Below are 14,877 nucleotides of genomic sequence, written 5' to 3' on the forward strand. Positions count from 1 at the left end.
TTCCAGGGGCGCGGAAGCGGTGCGCGAGTCGTGCGCAAGGAGCGAACAGAGAACGGCGGCACGGAGCGAACAAGGGGCGAGCAGGGGCCCCGGCAGCCGTGACACCGGTGACGGCGGCGACCGGCGGCGGCCGGGGCAGTTGCCTTCGCCCCGGTCGCCCCCGGTCGCCGCCGTCAGGAGGCCGCCGTCAGGCCGCCGTGGGTTCCGGGGCCGGTTTGCGCGGGGTGAGGCACAGCTTCGGGTGGCCCTGCCGCCATGTCACGCTGACGCGGAATCCGCCCACCCTCGTGAGGATCAGGCCGATCGCCACCGCGGCCACGGCCGAGATCACGCCGCCCGTCGCCAGGCCCGCCCGGACGCCGTACGTGTCGGTGATCCAGCCCGCTATCGGCGCGCCCACCGGGGAGCCGCCCATGAAGACCATCATGTAGAGCGCCATCACCCGGCCGCGCATCGCCGGGTCGGTGGACATCTGCACACTGCTGTTGGCGGTGACGTTCACCGTCATGCCGAACATGCCGATCGGCATCATCACCAGCGCGAACAGCCACAGCTGCGGGGTGAGCGCCGCCACGGTCTCCAGCACGCCGAAGGCCACGCCCCCCGCGATCAGCACCCGCATCCGCGAGGTGCCCCGGCGTGCGGCCAGCAGGGCTCCGGCCAGGGAGCCGACGGCCATCAGGGAGTTGAACAGGCTGTAGGAGCCGGCGCCCGCGTGGAAGACGTCGTCGGCGAAGGCCGACAGGTAGACCGGGAAGTTGAAGCCGAACGTGCCGATGAACCCGACGAGGGCGATCGTCCAGATCAGCTCCGGGCGCCCCGCGACGTACGCCAGGCCCTCCCTCAGCTGGCCCTTGCCGCGCGGGGCGCGCCGTACCGCGTGCAGGTCACGCGCGCGCATCATCAGCAGGCCGGTGATCGGCGCGACGAACGACAGGCCGTTGAAGAGGAACGCCCAGCCCGTGCCCACGCCGGTGATCATGAGGCCGGCGACCGCCGGTCCCACCAGACGGGCGGACTGGAAGTTCGCCGAGTTCAGGCTGACCGCGTTCTGCAACTGCGCCGGGCCGACCATCTCGGCCACGAAGGACTGGCGGGCCGGGTTGTCGACGACCGTCGCGAGGCCCGCGGCGAAGGCGGCGAGGTAGACGTGCCAGACCTGGACATGGCCGCTGAGGGTGAGGGCGGCGAGCACCAGGCCGGTCAGGGCCATCGCGGTCTGGGTGACCAGCAGGGTGGGGCGCTTGGGCAGGCGGTCGACGAGGACGCCGCCGTAGAGGCCGAAGAGGAGCATCGGCAGGAACTGGAGGGCCGTCGTGACGCCGACGGCGGTCGCCGAGCCGGTCAGGCTCAGCACCAGCCAGTCCTGGGCGATGCGCTGCATCCAGGTGCCGATGTTCGAGACGACCTGGCCGATGAAGAAGAGGCGGTAGTTGCGGGTCCTCAGCGAGCTGAACATCGAGGACTTCGCGGCGGGGCGGGCGGTGGGGTCGGGGGTGGTCGGTGCGGGGGCGGAAGCTGCTCCGTTTCCCGTACTCAAGGTGCGCCTCCAGGACGTGCGTCGTCAGAGCTGTGCGAGCTTCTCCAGCACGGGGGCGGCGGCGCGGAGTTTCGCCCACTCGTCCTCGTCGAGACCGTCGACCAGGCCGGCCAGGAACGCGTTGCGCTTGCGGCGGCTCTCCTCGAGCATCGCCTCGGCCTGCTCCGTCCGGGTGACGACCTTCTGGCGCCGGTCCTCGGGATGCGGCTCCAGACGGACCAGACCCTTGGCCTCCAGCAGGGCCACGATGCGGGTCATCGAGGGCGGCTGCACATGCTCCTTGCGGGCGAGCTCGCCCGGGGTGGCCCGGCCGCACGTGGACAGAGTGCCCAGCACCGACATCTCGGTGGGGCTCAGCGACTCGTCGACCCGCTGGTGCTTGAGCCGACGGGACAGTCGCATCACGGCTGAGCGCAGGGAGTTCACGGCGGCAGCATCGTCGCCATGGGTAAGGTCCGGCATGTTCTTTAGCGTAACTCATTACCCTCGCTAAAGACCACTCCGATGCGTCCGTTCGGCGTGACTCTTGCCACTTCGTTCCATCATCCGGCATCCGTCCCTCCGACCGGCGCAAGATGCCTTCACTCGTACGGGTGATCTGTGCGCGGTATGTCACGCATCCCGCCGAAGAGTGCAGCGACCCTCGTACGCATGGGGACCAGCGGCATCGGCGGGACCAGCGTGCTCAGCATCCGGATAGACCAGGAGCTGCTCGAACGGCTCCGGCATCACGCGGCGAAAAGAGGAATGAGCGTCCAGGACTATGTCGTCCGGACGCTCATTCGCGATGACTTCGACCAGCGGTTCCAGTCCGCCGTCGAGGAGACGGAGAAGTTCTACGCCTCTCCCGAGCCGTAGGCCCCTCCCGGGCCGTGGACCCCTTGCGGGCCGTAGGCCCGTGAGGTCGGGCGAGGTCAGGTCAGACCCAGCGCCGGCATCAGGTAGTAGAAGGCGAACACGGCCGAGACCACGTACATCGCCACCGGGACCTCCTTGGCACGCCCGGCCGCCAGCCGCAGCAGCACGAACGTGATGAAGCCCATGCCGATGCCGTTGGTGATCGAGTAGGTGAACGGCATCATCACCATGGTGACGAACGCCGGGATCGCCAGCGTGTAGTCGGCCCAGTCGATCTCCTTGACCGAGCCCGCCAGGATCAGGAAGCCCACCGCGAGCAGCGCCGGGGTGGCCGCCTGGGACGGCACCATCGTGGCGACCGGGGTCAGGAACAGCGCGACGGCGAACAGCGCGCCGGTGACGACGTTCGCGAAGCCGGTGCGCGCGCCCTCGCCGACGCCCGCCGTGGACTCCACGAAGCAGGTGGTGGCCGAGGAGGAGCTGGCGCCGCCCACGGCGACCGCGACACCGTCGATGAACAGCACCTTGTTGATGCCGGGCATGTTGCCCTGGGCGTCGGTCAGCTTGGCCTCGTCGGAGATGCCCATGATCGTGCCCATCGCGTCGAAGAAGCACGACAGCAGCACGGTGAAGACGAACAGCACGCCGGTCAGCACGCCGACCTTGCCGAAGCCGCCGAACAGGCTGACCTTGCCGATCAGGCCGAAGTCGGGGCTGGCGACCGGGTTGCCGGGCCACTTCGGGGTGGTCAGGCCCCAGCTCGGCACCTTGGCGACGGCGTCGACGATCATCGCGAGGACCGTCATCGCGACGATCGAGATCAGGATCGCGCCGGGCACCTTGCGGACGATCAGCGCGAGCGTCAGCAGCGCGCCGAGCACGAAGACCAGCACCGGCCAGCCGGTGAGGTGACCGCCGGTGCCGAGCTGGAGCGGGACGGTGGTCTGGGCGACGTCGGGGATGCGGGAGACGAAGCCGGAGTCCACGAGGCCGATCAGCATGATGAACAGACCGATGCCGATGGCGATCGCCTTGCGCAGGCTGTACGGCACGGCGCTCATCACGCGCTCGCGCAGACCGGTGGCGACCAGCAGCATCACGATGAAGCCGGCGAGCACGACCATGCCCATGGCGTCCGGCCAGGACATCCGCGGGGCCAGCTGGAGCGCGACGACCGAGTTGACGCCGAGGCCCGCGGCGAGCGCGATCGGCACGTTGCCGATGACGCCCATGAGCAGGGTGGTGAGCGCCGCCGTCAGCGCGGTGGCCGTCACCAGCTGGCCGTTGTTCAGGTGGTGCCCGTACATGTCCTTCGCACTGCCGAGGATGATCGGGTTCAGCACGATGATGTACGCCATCGCGAAGAATGTGGCGAATCCGCCCCGGACCTCACGGGACAGCGAGCTGCCACGCTCGGAGATCTTGAAGTAGCGGTCGAGAGCGCCGCCGGCGGGCGTTCCGCCGGGCTGCTCGGGGGCGGGGACCTTGGCTGGGGCCGAGGTGGACATGCGGGACCTCATCACCGGACGGGCTCCCCCGAGCTCCGTAAGGTGTTTCCTTTGGTGGTTCATACGAACAGAAGCGGCCAGGGACAAACGGTTTCAGTATGAACCTATGATGAGAAGAACGCTATCTCTGCGCGTAGACCGACCAAAAACCAGACAAAACACCTGCATATCCGGGTGAGAGATGCGCCAAGGCCGCACAGAGACGGGTGACGAACGATCGTCGGCACCCGGGCCTCGTAAGCTGTCCCCATGGCGAAGTGGACCCCCAGACACGAGGCGCCGGAGCCCCTGGAGGGCCCCGTGGTCGCCACCATCACCGGCGGCACCCTGGTGTGGTTCGTCCTCTTCCTGGTCCAGCTGCCGTTCTACGGCTGGTACGCCGACCACGGCCACACCTGGTGGATCTGGACCTGTCTGGCCGGGGGCGGGCTCGGACTGATCGGCGTGTACTACGTCCGGCGGCGCGACGCCGCGATCAAGCGGGACGCCGACCGGCGGGCCGCGGGCCAGGAACCGGCGGCCGCGACCGAGTGACGGCGTCCGCGGCGGGCACGGCCGGGCAGCCGCGACCGGGTGACTACGCCCAGGGCAGCATGCCCCGGCACGCTTCTCGTCCTCTGGTCGGATCTTCCGGTCCCGCTGGTCGGATCTTCCGGGCTCACCAGGGTGAAGCCCCCGATCCGCACGTACCGTCGAATACATGACCCACCCCGACGCGGGCGCCGGACTCGAACACCAGCGCTCCGCGCGCCTCACCCACCCTGCGCACCCCGGCGGTCCCGGCGACTCCAAGGGTCCCGAACGGCCGGCCGCCACCACCCCGGCGACCGGGCTGACCTCCGCCGAGGTCGCCGAGCGGATGGCGCTCGGGCAGGTCAACGACGTACCGGTGCGCAGCAGCCGGTCGATGGGCGAGATCGTCCGGGCGAACGTCCTCACCCGGTTCAACGCGATCATCGGCGGGCTGTGGCTGGTCATGCTGTTCGTCGCGCCGATCCAGGACGGTCTGTTCGGCTTCGTGATCCTCGCGAACACCGGTATCGGCATCGTCCAGGAGTGGCGGGCCAAGAAGACCCTGGACTCGCTCGCGGTGATCGGGGAGGCCCGGCCCACGGTGCGCCGGGACGGGGCCGCCGTCGCCGTGCGGACGTCGGAGATCGTGCTCGGGGACCTGCTGGAGATCGGGCCCGGGGACAAGGTGGTCGTCGACGGGGAGTGCGTCGAGGCGGACGGGCTGGAGATCGACGAGTCGCTGCTCACCGGTGAGGCGGACCCGGTGCTCAAGCGGTCCGGCGACCAGGTCATGTCGGGGAGCTTCGTCGTCGCGGGCGGGGGCGCGTTCGCCGCCACGCGCGTGGGGCGCGAGGCGTACGCGGCGCAGCTGGCGGAGGAGGCGTCACGCTTCACGCTCGTCCACTCGGAGCTGCGGACCGGTATCTCGACGATCCTCAAGTACGTGACGTGGATGATGATCCCGGCCGCGATCGGTCTGATCATCACCCAGCTGGTGGTGAAGAGCCATCACCTCAAGGACGCGATCGCCCGCACGGTCGGCGGCATCGTGCCGATGGTGCCGGAGGGGCTGGTGCTGCTCACGTCCATCGCCTTCGCGATCGGTGTGATCCGGCTCGGCCGCAGGCAGTGCCTGGTGCAGGAGCTCCCGGCCATCGAGGGCCTCGCCCGGGTGGACACCGTGTGCCTGGACAAGACGGGCACGCTCACCGAGGGCGGCATGGACGTCGCCGAGGTGCGCGCGCTGAACGGCTCGGACGAGGCGTACGTCCAGCGGGTGCTGGGGGCGCTCGGCGGGGCGGACCCGCGGCCGAACCCGTCCCTGCGGGCGATCGTCGAGGCGTTCCCCGCGCCGGACGGCGGACCCTCGTCGGGGTGGCGGCGGCTGGACGTGCTGCCGTTCTCCTCCGCGCGCAAGTACAGCGGGGCGGTGTTCGCCGAGGACGACGAGCGGACGCGCACCTGGCTGCTCGGAGCGCCCGACGTGCTGCTGGCGTCCGATGACCCCGCCCTGACAGAAACCGAACACCTGAACGAGCAGGGTCTGCGGGTCCTCCTCCTCGCCGCGGCCACCCGTCCCCTGGACGACCCGGAGGTCGCCCACGGCATCCGCCCGGCCGCGCTGGTCGTGCTGGAGCAGCGGCTGCGCCCCGACGCCGCCGACACGCTGCGCTACTTCGGCGCGCAGCACGTCCAGGCCAAGGTCATCTCCGGTGACAACGCGGTGTCCGTGGGCGCGGTGGCGGCCAAGCTGGGGCTCAGCGGTACGACGGTCGACGCGCGCCGGCTGCCCGCGGAGCGGGCGGAGATGGCGCGGGCACTGGACGAGGGCACGGTGTTCGGCCGGGTCACCCCGCAGCAGAAACGGGACATGGTGGGCGCCCTCCAGTCGCGCGGGCACACGGTCGCGATGACCGGGGACGGCGTGAACGACGTACTGGCCCTGAAGGACGCCGACATCGGCGTGGCGATGGGCTCGGGCTCGGAGGCGACGCGCGCCGTGGCGCAGATCGTGCTGATGGACAACAGCTTCGCGACGCTGCCGTCGGTGGTCGCGGAGGGCCGTCGGGTCATCGGGAACATCACGCGGGTGGCGACGCTGTTCCTGGTCAAGACGGTGTACTCGGTGCTGCTCGCGCTGCTGGTGGTGTTCTGGCAGGTCGAGTACCCCTTCCTGCCCCGCCACCTCACCCTGCTCTCCACGATCACCATCGGCATCCCGGCGTTCTTCCTGGCGCTGGCCCCCAACACGGAACGGGCGCAGCCGCACTTCGTGCGCAGGGTGATGCGCTACTCGATCCCGGGCGGCGTGGTGGCCGGGGTGGCGACCTTCGTGACGTATCTGCTGGCCCGGCACCACTACACGGGCCCGGGCGCGCTCGACGCCGAGACCAGCGCGGCGACGCTGACGCTGTTCCTGATCTCCATGTGGGTGCTGGCCATCATCGCCCGCCCCTACACCTGGTGGCGGCTGGCCCTGGTGGCCGCGATGGGCGGCGCGTTCCTGGTGGTCCTGATCGTCCCGTCGCTCCAGCACTTCTTCGCCCTGAAGCTGGTCGGGGTGACGATGCCGTGGATCGCGGTGGGCATCGCGGGGGTGTCGATGGTGGCGCTGGAACTGCTGTGGAAGTGGGTGGACCGGCGGTTCGCGTAGGGGCGGCGGCGCCCTGCCCGTCGTGACCGACGACACGGCCCCGCGTCCCTGGCGGGGACGCGGGGCCGTCGGTCGTTCATCGGTCTCGCCGGTCCTGCGATGTCACTGCACGTCGACGTAGTCGCCCGTGGCGTTGACGGCCGGGGTGGTGGAGGTGCCCGCGAAGCTGTAGCGGTAGTAACCGTCCACGGTGGCCGTGGTGGTCGTCTTCAGCGCGCCCGTCGAGCTCGACGTGACCGTCTTGAGCGTGGTGTAGGTGCTCGAGCCCTTCTTGCGGAACTGGAGCTTCACCGGCTGGTTGGTGTAGCCGGCGTACTTGTGCGTCTCCCAGTTGGCGCGCGTCAGGCTGCCCGTGACGGTGACGGTCTTGTTCTTCTTCACCGGCTCCGGGGCCGCGTTGACCGTCAGCTTGGAGTAGCGCTGGAGCTTGGTGGTGGCGAGGTCCCCCTGGGAGGCGAAGCCGACCTTGCTCATGTCGAGGTTCTCGTCCGTCGGGTCCTGGCCGTTGAAGTCGAGGGCGTAGCCGCCCGCCTTCCAGGTGGTGGCGTCGGCGTTGACCAGGTCGTCGTGCGGGTAGATGTCGATGGTGCCCGTGCAGGTGTCCTGGGTCGTCGACACGGCGGTGCACGTCGGCCAGTCGTCGCCGATGAGCAGACCGGTCGGGTCGTCGTACGAGCTTCCGCGGTAGAGCTCGACGTCCATGTAGAAGTCGCCGGCGTTGACGTCGATGCCGACGGCGTGGGTGACGGTGTAGGTCACGGGCGCGGACACCGCGTTGCTGATGCCGGCGACGATCGGCTTGCCCTTGTTGACCTTCACGTTGGAGAAGGTGAGGTCCAGCGCGTACGGGTCGCCGACCGCGCCGACGGAGCCGGTGTACGCCGACGTGCCGGAGTCCAGGTGACGCGCGGCCTGCGCGAGCCGGGCGATGTCGGCGTGGCTGGGCGAGGAGGTGCCGACGGCCTGCGCGGCGGGTACGGCGAGAGCGGAGAGGGCCAGGGCGCCGGTGACGGCGGCCACAGTGGCACGTATACGCATGCGTTCCCCTGCATGAGGTGGGCCCCGGCAGCCGTCGTCACGCGGCTCGTGAGGGCTGCCGGGCCCAGATGATCGTGGAGCCTTGTGGCTCACATGATCAGATTCGTGAGGGGCGAGAAGGGTTGTAGGGGAAGGGGAGAATTCGTGGGGAAGTTTTCGGGTGGGCGTGTCGCACCCCGGCGGCCCCGTTCTCCCCTCAGTCGAACCAGCGGTCCCTGGCCAGTTCCGCCGTGCGGGACGGGTCCTCCAGGAGGGCGGCGACCTCGAAGCGGCGGGGCCACTGACCGGCGGCCCAGGCGAGTCCGGCGGCCACGCCCTCCAGGGTCGCGGCGTGCAGGACGCCGTCGTCGGTGAGGCGCCAGTCGATCTCCACGCCGTCCACGACGAGTTCGTCGTGCTCGACGTACGACGCCGGGGTACGGGGCCCGAGCAGTACCCGTACGGGCTCCGGTACGCCGTGTTCGGAGCCCTCGGAGTCCACCGCGCCGGTGACGGACTCGCTCAGCCGCCGTACCTGGAACAGCTCGGCCAGGTCGGCGGCGCGCGACGGCCGGACCGGGAGGAGCGGGACACCGGCGGTGAAGGGGAGCAGGTCGGGCGAGTCGACGACGACCGCGTCGGCGGCGTCCACGACCTCCACCCGCCCGTCGACCACGGCGCGCAGGTCGTCGGGCAACGTGACCTGTTCCGGGTCGAGTTCGGCAAGTGCCCCGTACAGGCCGTGGAGTTGGCCGGCGCTGACCTCGCGGTCGGGGTCGGCGAGCCGGTCGAGGAGTTCGGCGGCGCCGCCGGGTTCGCCGAGCAGGGCGGCGACCGAGGTGCGGACGCCCAGGGCGCGCAGCACCTGTTCGTCGTCGAAGCCGGTGGCGTCGGCCTCGTCGTACAGGCCGCGCAGGAGCGGGTCGCCCCCCGCGGCCAGCAGCCCGGCCGGGCGGCGGCCGTCGAGCACCGGGTGCCCGCGCAGCCACCAGGCGGTGTAGGACCGTACGGCCTCGTGGGTGCCGTCGGGCAGCAGGATCCGCACCGGTTCGGTGATCGCGTCCCGCAGCGGGGGCCGGGCCAGCATCGCGAGGGCCTGCGGCCAGTGGTCGTCGTCGACGAGGTCGAGGTCGCGCACGGCGACGAGTTCGGTGGCGACCGGCGGTACGGGGGTGTCGGGGAAGCGGTCGAGGACGTCCTCGCACCACACGTCCACGGCGTCGAGCAGCCCGGCGTCGTCGGGTTCGGCGAAGTCGCCTTCGCGGGGCTCGAGTTCGTCGGGGTCGAGGACGACGTCGGTGGCGCGGACCAGGGCGAACCCGGCGAGCACCCCGCACGCGGCGAGCGGCTGCTCGCCCCAGCGCTCAGCCAACTCGGCGTCCACGCGATCCAGTTCGTCCTCACGGACGACGGAGGCGAACGGGCTGTGGGGGAGGACGAGTTCACCGGCGGGGGCGAGTTCACCGTCCTCGTCGGGCAGGGCGAGGGCGCCGAGCCACGGCTCGTCACCGGGGTCGAGACCGGCGTCGCGCACGAGGGCGAGGACGGTGTCCGCCAGTTCCTCGGCGTCCGGGGTGTCCTCCTCCCACGTCAGGGCGCCCTCGTCGTCGAGCGACGCGGCGACGGCGGCCCGCACCTGGGGCGTGGTCAGCACGGCGCGCGGTGTCGCGGGCAGCGCGCCCAGCTTCTCCAGCAGGGGGTGCGCGGCGTCGGGGTGGGCGACCTTGAGGCCGAGGCGGCCCAGCATGGCGGGGTCGACGCGGGCGGCGTCGGGGGTGGGCAGGAGCACCTGCCGGGGGCCGATGGCGGTCCGGCCGTCCGCGAGGGGCACCGGCAGCCCGGAGAGCCGGTCGGGATCGACCCCGGCGAGGCTGTCGTAGAGCCGCCACCACCAGTCCGGGTCCTTCTCCAGTCCGGCGAGCCGGTCGACGGCGTCGGCGAGCGGGACGCGGGCGACGCCCAGGGTGCGCAGTTCGACGCGCCGCTCGAGCCCGGCGGGCAGCAGGGTCGGCAGCACCTCGGCGAGCACCCGCACGGTGTCGCCGCCCGCCTGCTCCACGACCTCGGCGTCACGGGGCCGCAGCGCCTCGGGCAGCTCAGCCTCGGCCTCGTGCTCGTGCTCGCCGGGTTCCTCGGGCCGCTCGGCCGCGGGCGGGAGGAAGGCGGTGCGGGGCAGCCGCTCCAGCACGGCCTGCCGCAGCGCGCCGTCCAGTTCACCCTTGCCGAGCGGTCCCGGCACGAGGTCGATGATCCCCGGGCCCACCGGGCGCCAGTCGGCGAGCAGTCCGGCGTAGGCGTCGGCGGCGCGCTGCACGAGGAAGTCGGTGAGCGGGCCGGGCGCGGCGTGCCGCCGGGTGGTGTCGAGCGGGAACGATCCGATCAGCAGCGCCGGGACGCCGAGCGGTTCGTCGCTCGGGGTGGGTGCGTGGAGGACGGGGCTGGTGCGGGGGCGGGCGGGGGCGCCGTCGGCGGCGACGGGCACGGCCCAGGTGACCGACCAGGAGGGCCGCAGCCGTTCCTCGACGGGCCGGTCGGCGAGCAGTTCGGCGGCGAGCCCGCCGTGCGCGGCGGCCGTCCGCCACCGGGTGGTCCCGTCCCGGGAGTCGGTGACGACGGTGAGGTCGCCGTCGGTCCGGCGGCCGAGGGTGCGGGGGTCGTCGCCGTGGACCTCGACGACGATCTCCTCCAGGCCGGGCAGGGCGAGCAGCAGGGCGTCGTCCACGCCGTTCAGCAGCCGCTCGGCGAGGTCGGTGGCGGCGGCGTCCCGCAGGGGCAGGATGACGGCGGTGTCGTAGGGGCCGGGCGCGCTGCCCTCGGCGGCGAAGGGGAGGCGGAGCAGGGGGACGTGGCCGTCGCGGCGGCGGATCTCCTCGCCCAGCTGCGGGCTGAGCCGGGCGGCGGTGTCCGCGGCCAGTTCCCGGGCCTCGGCGAGCGACCAGCGCACCCCGCCGTGCCGGCCGACGACGGCGGGTTCGTCGGTGACGGCGAGCACGGCGGCGAACCCGACGCCGAACCGCCCGACGGCGCTCTCGTGATCGTCCCGTTTGGCGGAGGCCCGGAGCGTGGCGAGCGACTCCACCCCGACCGTGTCGAGGGGGGCGCCGGTGTTGGCGGCGACGAGGACACCGTCGCGCAGGGTGAGCCGGAGCCGGCCGGGCACCCGGGCGCGGGCGGCGGCGTCGGCGGCGTTCTGGGCGAGCTCGACGACGAGACGGTCGCGGTAGCCGCCGAGGACGAGGTCCTCCTCGGCGTTGGCGTCCTCCCGGAACCGGGCGGGGCCGGCCGCCCAGGCATCCAGCACCCCACGCCGCAGCCGGGCGGTACCGAAGGGGTCCGCACCTTCGGGGGCAGGGCGCACGAACTTGCTCACGGTCATCTCCATCGTCGGCGTGACGACGAAGGTACCGCCCCGGACAACCGCCCGCGCCGCGGGTCCGGCGGGGGCGGGGCGGTGGGCCGGACAGGACCGCCTGCCCTGCACGAGAATCAGCAGCCACTCGGCGGCTCCGGAGCCCCGGCCCTCATCCGCTCAGGAGAGCAGGGCCGTGTCGAGGTACTCCTGCACGGGCTCGAACAGCCCGTACGGCACGTAGTGCGGGATCTCGTCGTGGGCAACCCAGGCGCATGCGGCCAGTTCCTCGGTATCGGCGACATGGGCGGTACCGCTCAGCACCTCGCAGGCCGTGTACGACATCAGCCGGCCCGTCATCGGGTGGACCCGCCCGCCGAGCGGCCTCACGGCCGCCACGGTCAGCCCCGTCTCCTCCCGGGTCTCCCGCACAGCGGCATCCTCGCGGGCCTCACCAGGCCCGACCTCTCCGGCCGGGAACTGCCAGGAGAGCCGTCCCTCCCCGACCCGGCGGCGCACCATCAGCACACGCCCCTCGTCCACGACGACGGCAGCGGCGATAGCAGGCCGCTCGTCCGCATCGCGCTGTGTCACGTCTGTTCCTCCATGCCTCCGGGGACGGGCGACCAGCCCCACGCACGGGTGAGCGCCTCTACCAGGAGCAGTCCCCGGCCGTCGGGACCCGGTAGGAGCCGTGGATCGTGCCGGAAGGCCGGTTTCCCCTCATGACCGTACCCGCCAGAGCGGGTCACCCCACCGTCGGTCGCAACACGGCACCGTGCCCCCGGCCTACGGGTTCCGGTGGCGGAAGCCGTTTCTTTCCCGCAGGACTTGGGGCTGAAAGGACCAGACCGAACCCGCCCCTTCCTCCCGCTCCGCAAACTCACTCGAGCGGGTGAAACTTGCCGATCGGGCTGGATTTGGGGCGGGTTGGTCGGCCTACGCTCGGCGCAGCAGCGGCTGCGCAACACGGCGCCGTAGACCAGCTCAGTACCTCACCCTCCGACATACGTCGGCCCTCGCCGGGACTAGCGATCCCACTGCGAGGGCCTGACCAACGAGGAAGAAGACAGCTCCCTGATGGACACGCAGAACCCTAGCGCGGCCCAGCCCGCCACGGCCCGATGTGCGAGCGGCACTCGCCCGAAACGCCGTTCCCCGCTCCACCCCACCGGGGGACTGATCCACGACCACAGCCGCCGCACCACTCGCTTCACGGTGATCGGCAACCACCTCGCCCAGCAACCGGAGCTGTCGCTGCTCCCGATCGGCCCCGGAGCGCACGTCCAGACGCTGCCCCAGGGCACCCACGTGAGCATCAAGGGCCTCGCCGCGCGCCTCCCGTATCGCCGCCGCGGTGCGCGAGCCGGAGGCCCAAGGCTGCCTGCGCAGCACGCGCGAACGCGTTGTCGGCCGCGTGGTCACCCGCATGCCGCAGACCGCTCGGTCCGCCCCCGAACTGATGCGGCGGGTCACCGGCTTCCTTGTCGAACTGCACCGCCACGACCATGCCTGGTGCTGTCCGCCGACGACGTCACCCATCCGGCCCCCGGCGTCGCCGCCCGGCTGGAACGTGACGTCCTCCCCAGCTTCCGCTTCGCTCTCCCCCGGAGCCTGCCGCCGAGAGTCCTCCCGTCGGGCGACCCTCCTGGCCCACCGCCTCGCCGAACGGTTCCCGGCCCGACCGGTCCTGCGTGCCCCCGAGCCACCGCTTGCTCAACGGTACGGACGCGTCAACCGCGACGACTGCGACCTTCCCACGCCCCGCGGCCCGGCCCGTGCCGCGAGTACCGCGAGGACCACGAGGACAAAGCCCGGACCGTACCGGTGAGATGACATTCACAGCCGGCAGCCGGGTCATCCTGCCCCTGCCGATCGACACCGACAGGACCTGCTTCTCATGCTTCCTTCCTTCACCGCGAACGGGTTCCTGCCCGTGGGCCGGTACTCCGTCTCGCTCGAGGATGCGCACAGCCTCTTGGTCGGTGCACCGGAGTTCGGTGATTCCGTCACACGCGCCACCTTGTGGGAGGGGCTGCTCACCTACTTGGGACGGTTCGCCGATCTGGAGGACACCTACACGGCTGATCTGGACGGGCTCGTCCTGGTCCACCGGCTGTGGCTCGGTGGCAGCTACGTCAGTGCGAAAAGGGACCCGCGGAACATCGACGCGACGCTGCTCATCGACCTTCGGGCAGAGGCCAGGGTATGCGGCAGGCCGGGGTCGAAGTGGTTGACCACCGCTTTCAAGAGCCGGCAGAACATGGCAGCAAAGTTCGGCGTCGCCCCACTCCGAGTCGGCTACCGGCCCATCGCCCATGTCTTCCAGCCTGAGCACTTCAGCACGGGTGAAAGGACATACTTCATGGAACGGGGATTGTGGGACGACTGGTGGCAGCGTTGCCGACTGCCCGATCAGTCGGACCGTTCCCCTTCGGTGGAAAGCGCCGTCCCGGCACGCGGATATCTGGAGGTGCGGCTGTGACGACCGGTGGCAGTTGGCGTGAGCGCCGTCGCGCGCAGCAGCTGGCGGATCCGCACGCCGCGGAGAAGCGGGCACGGCTGCTCGAAGAGATGGGTACGGAGGACCGGGACTCCGAGGAGATCGAGGCCGAGCACCGGGCGAGCCGGCTGGCCGCGGTGCGCGAGTACGATCCGAGCGCGCGCCTCGAAGAAGAGTTGCAGCTCCGGCTGAGCGGTCCGGACGCCGAGGGAGGTGCCCTCCGGTTCCAGTGGGGCGACGCGCTTCTCAGCCCTGTGGAAGGTGTTCTGTCCGCCGCCGCCGGATCCCCCGTCGAACTTGAGCTGACCGGCATCTCCGTGGGCAGCACCGTCATCCACGCGCGGCCCGTCACCCGATCGTCCACGCAGGAACCTCCCGAGCAGGAAGCGCCCGTCCTGGATGCGCCCGTCCCCTCCACGACCGGCATGGGCATGCACGCGCTCGCCAAAGTCCTGACCGCGCTGGAGTCCGGTCAGGACATCCGCGAGTGGGCGCGTCTCTTCGATGCCGTGGACGGGCTGGCCCGGGCCCTGGGCAAGTACCGGCTGGACCTGGGCATGACGTGGTACGCGGCAGACGGCCGTATGCGCCGGGCGCAGCTGACGGAGCGCGGACGTCACCACATCGAACAGCTCCGCGAGACCTCTCCCCGCGACCAGGAGATCATCATCTCAGGTCGCATCACGGAACTGCGCGAGAGCGGCTGGATCAAGGTCAAGACGGGCACGGCGAAGAACGCACCCGCCTACGACGTCCACTTCGATGAACCTGGGGAACTGCTCCGTATGCGGCCGGTCCTCGGGGACAACGTCCACTTCCGCGTCCGCTTCCGTCAACGGCTCGACGCCGTCGGGATCGCCCGGTCCACCGAGTACACCTACCTGGGGCCGGCCGCCGAGCAGCCCCCTCTTCCGCTGGACGTCTGATCCCGACGAC

Annotated in this window: 11 protein-coding genes; 5 read left to right on the plus strand and 6 right to left on the minus strand. The window is 71.3% G+C overall.

Features of this window, described 5'->3' with window-relative positions; genetic code table 11:
* Positions 1–187: 187 nt before the first annotated feature.
* Together ABZ862_RS19640 and ABZ862_RS19645 are read right to left on the minus strand one after the other, a co-directional pair.
* A complete protein-coding gene (locus ABZ862_RS19640) occupies positions 188–1,540 on the minus strand; it encodes an MFS transporter (RefSeq protein ID WP_360959686.1) in 1,353 nt (450 codons plus the stop codon).
* 24 nt (positions 1,541–1,564) lie between these two features.
* Positions 1,565–2,002 carry a MarR family transcriptional regulator gene (locus ABZ862_RS19645; RefSeq protein ID WP_360959688.1) on the minus strand — a complete coding sequence of 146 codons (438 nt, stop codon included), beginning with the start codon at positions 2,000–2,002 and terminating at the stop codon, positions 1,565–1,567.
* A gap of 189 nt (positions 2,003–2,191) precedes the next feature.
* On the opposite strand from ABZ862_RS19645, the gene ABZ862_RS19650 reads away from it, so the two are divergent.
* The gene (locus tag ABZ862_RS19650; protein WP_360959836.1) at positions 2,192–2,398 is read left to right on the plus strand and encodes a ribbon-helix-helix protein, CopG family; all 207 of its coding nucleotides are present in this window, start codon (positions 2,192–2,194) and stop codon (positions 2,396–2,398) included.
* 56 nt (positions 2,399–2,454) lie between these two features.
* On the opposite strand, the gene ABZ862_RS19655 is transcribed toward ABZ862_RS19650, so the two are convergent.
* Complete coding sequence (locus ABZ862_RS19655; RefSeq protein ID WP_360959690.1) at positions 2,455–3,906, minus strand: NCS2 family permease; 1,452 nt, start codon at positions 3,904–3,906, stop codon at positions 2,455–2,457.
* 249 nt (positions 3,907–4,155) lie between these two features.
* On the opposite strand from ABZ862_RS19655, the gene ABZ862_RS19660 reads away from it, so the two are divergent.
* Complete coding sequence (locus ABZ862_RS19660; protein ID WP_360959691.1) at positions 4,156–4,440, plus strand: DUF2530 domain-containing protein; 285 nt, start codon at positions 4,156–4,158, stop codon at positions 4,438–4,440.
* 166 nt (positions 4,441–4,606) lie between these two features.
* The gene (locus ABZ862_RS19665) at positions 4,607–7,072 is read left to right on the plus strand and encodes a cation-translocating P-type ATPase (RefSeq protein ID WP_360959693.1); all 2,466 of its coding nucleotides are present in this window, start codon (positions 4,607–4,609) and stop codon (positions 7,070–7,072) included.
* 102 nt (positions 7,073–7,174) lie between these two features.
* Here ABZ862_RS19665 and ABZ862_RS19670 read toward each other — a convergent pair whose 3' ends face one another.
* The 3 genes from ABZ862_RS19670 to ABZ862_RS19680 form a co-directional block, all read right to left on the minus strand.
* Positions 7,175–8,110, minus strand: a complete 936-nt coding sequence (locus tag ABZ862_RS19670) for a hypothetical protein (RefSeq protein WP_360959695.1) — start codon at positions 8,108–8,110, stop codon at positions 7,175–7,177.
* Positions 8,111–8,306: 196 nt separating this feature from the next.
* Complete coding sequence (locus ABZ862_RS19675) at positions 8,307–11,459, minus strand: molecular chaperone Hsp90 (protein WP_360959697.1); 3,153 nt, start codon at positions 11,457–11,459, stop codon at positions 8,307–8,309.
* Between the two features lie 159 nt (positions 11,460–11,618).
* A complete protein-coding gene (locus ABZ862_RS19680; RefSeq protein WP_360959699.1) occupies positions 11,619–12,032 on the minus strand; it encodes an NUDIX hydrolase in 414 nt (137 codons plus the stop codon).
* A gap of 1,306 nt (positions 12,033–13,338) precedes the next feature.
* On the opposite strand from ABZ862_RS19680, the gene ABZ862_RS19685 reads away from it, so the two are divergent.
* Both ABZ862_RS19685 and ABZ862_RS19690 read left to right on the plus strand, forming a co-directional pair.
* On the plus strand, positions 13,339–13,923 hold the full coding sequence (locus tag ABZ862_RS19685) for a hypothetical protein (RefSeq protein WP_360959701.1): 585 nt from the start codon (positions 13,339–13,341) through the stop codon (positions 13,921–13,923).
* Positions 13,920–14,867, plus strand: a complete 948-nt coding sequence (locus tag ABZ862_RS19690; RefSeq protein WP_360959703.1) for a hypothetical protein — start codon at positions 13,920–13,922, stop codon at positions 14,865–14,867. Before ABZ862_RS19685 ends, ABZ862_RS19690 begins: the two co-directional genes overlap by 4 nt.
* The last annotated feature ends 10 nt before the right edge of the window (positions 14,868–14,877 follow it).

It is taken from the genome of Streptomyces sp. NPDC047000, from assembly GCF_040644295.1.
Taxonomy (GTDB): domain Bacteria; phylum Actinomycetota; class Actinomycetes; order Streptomycetales; family Streptomycetaceae; genus Streptomyces.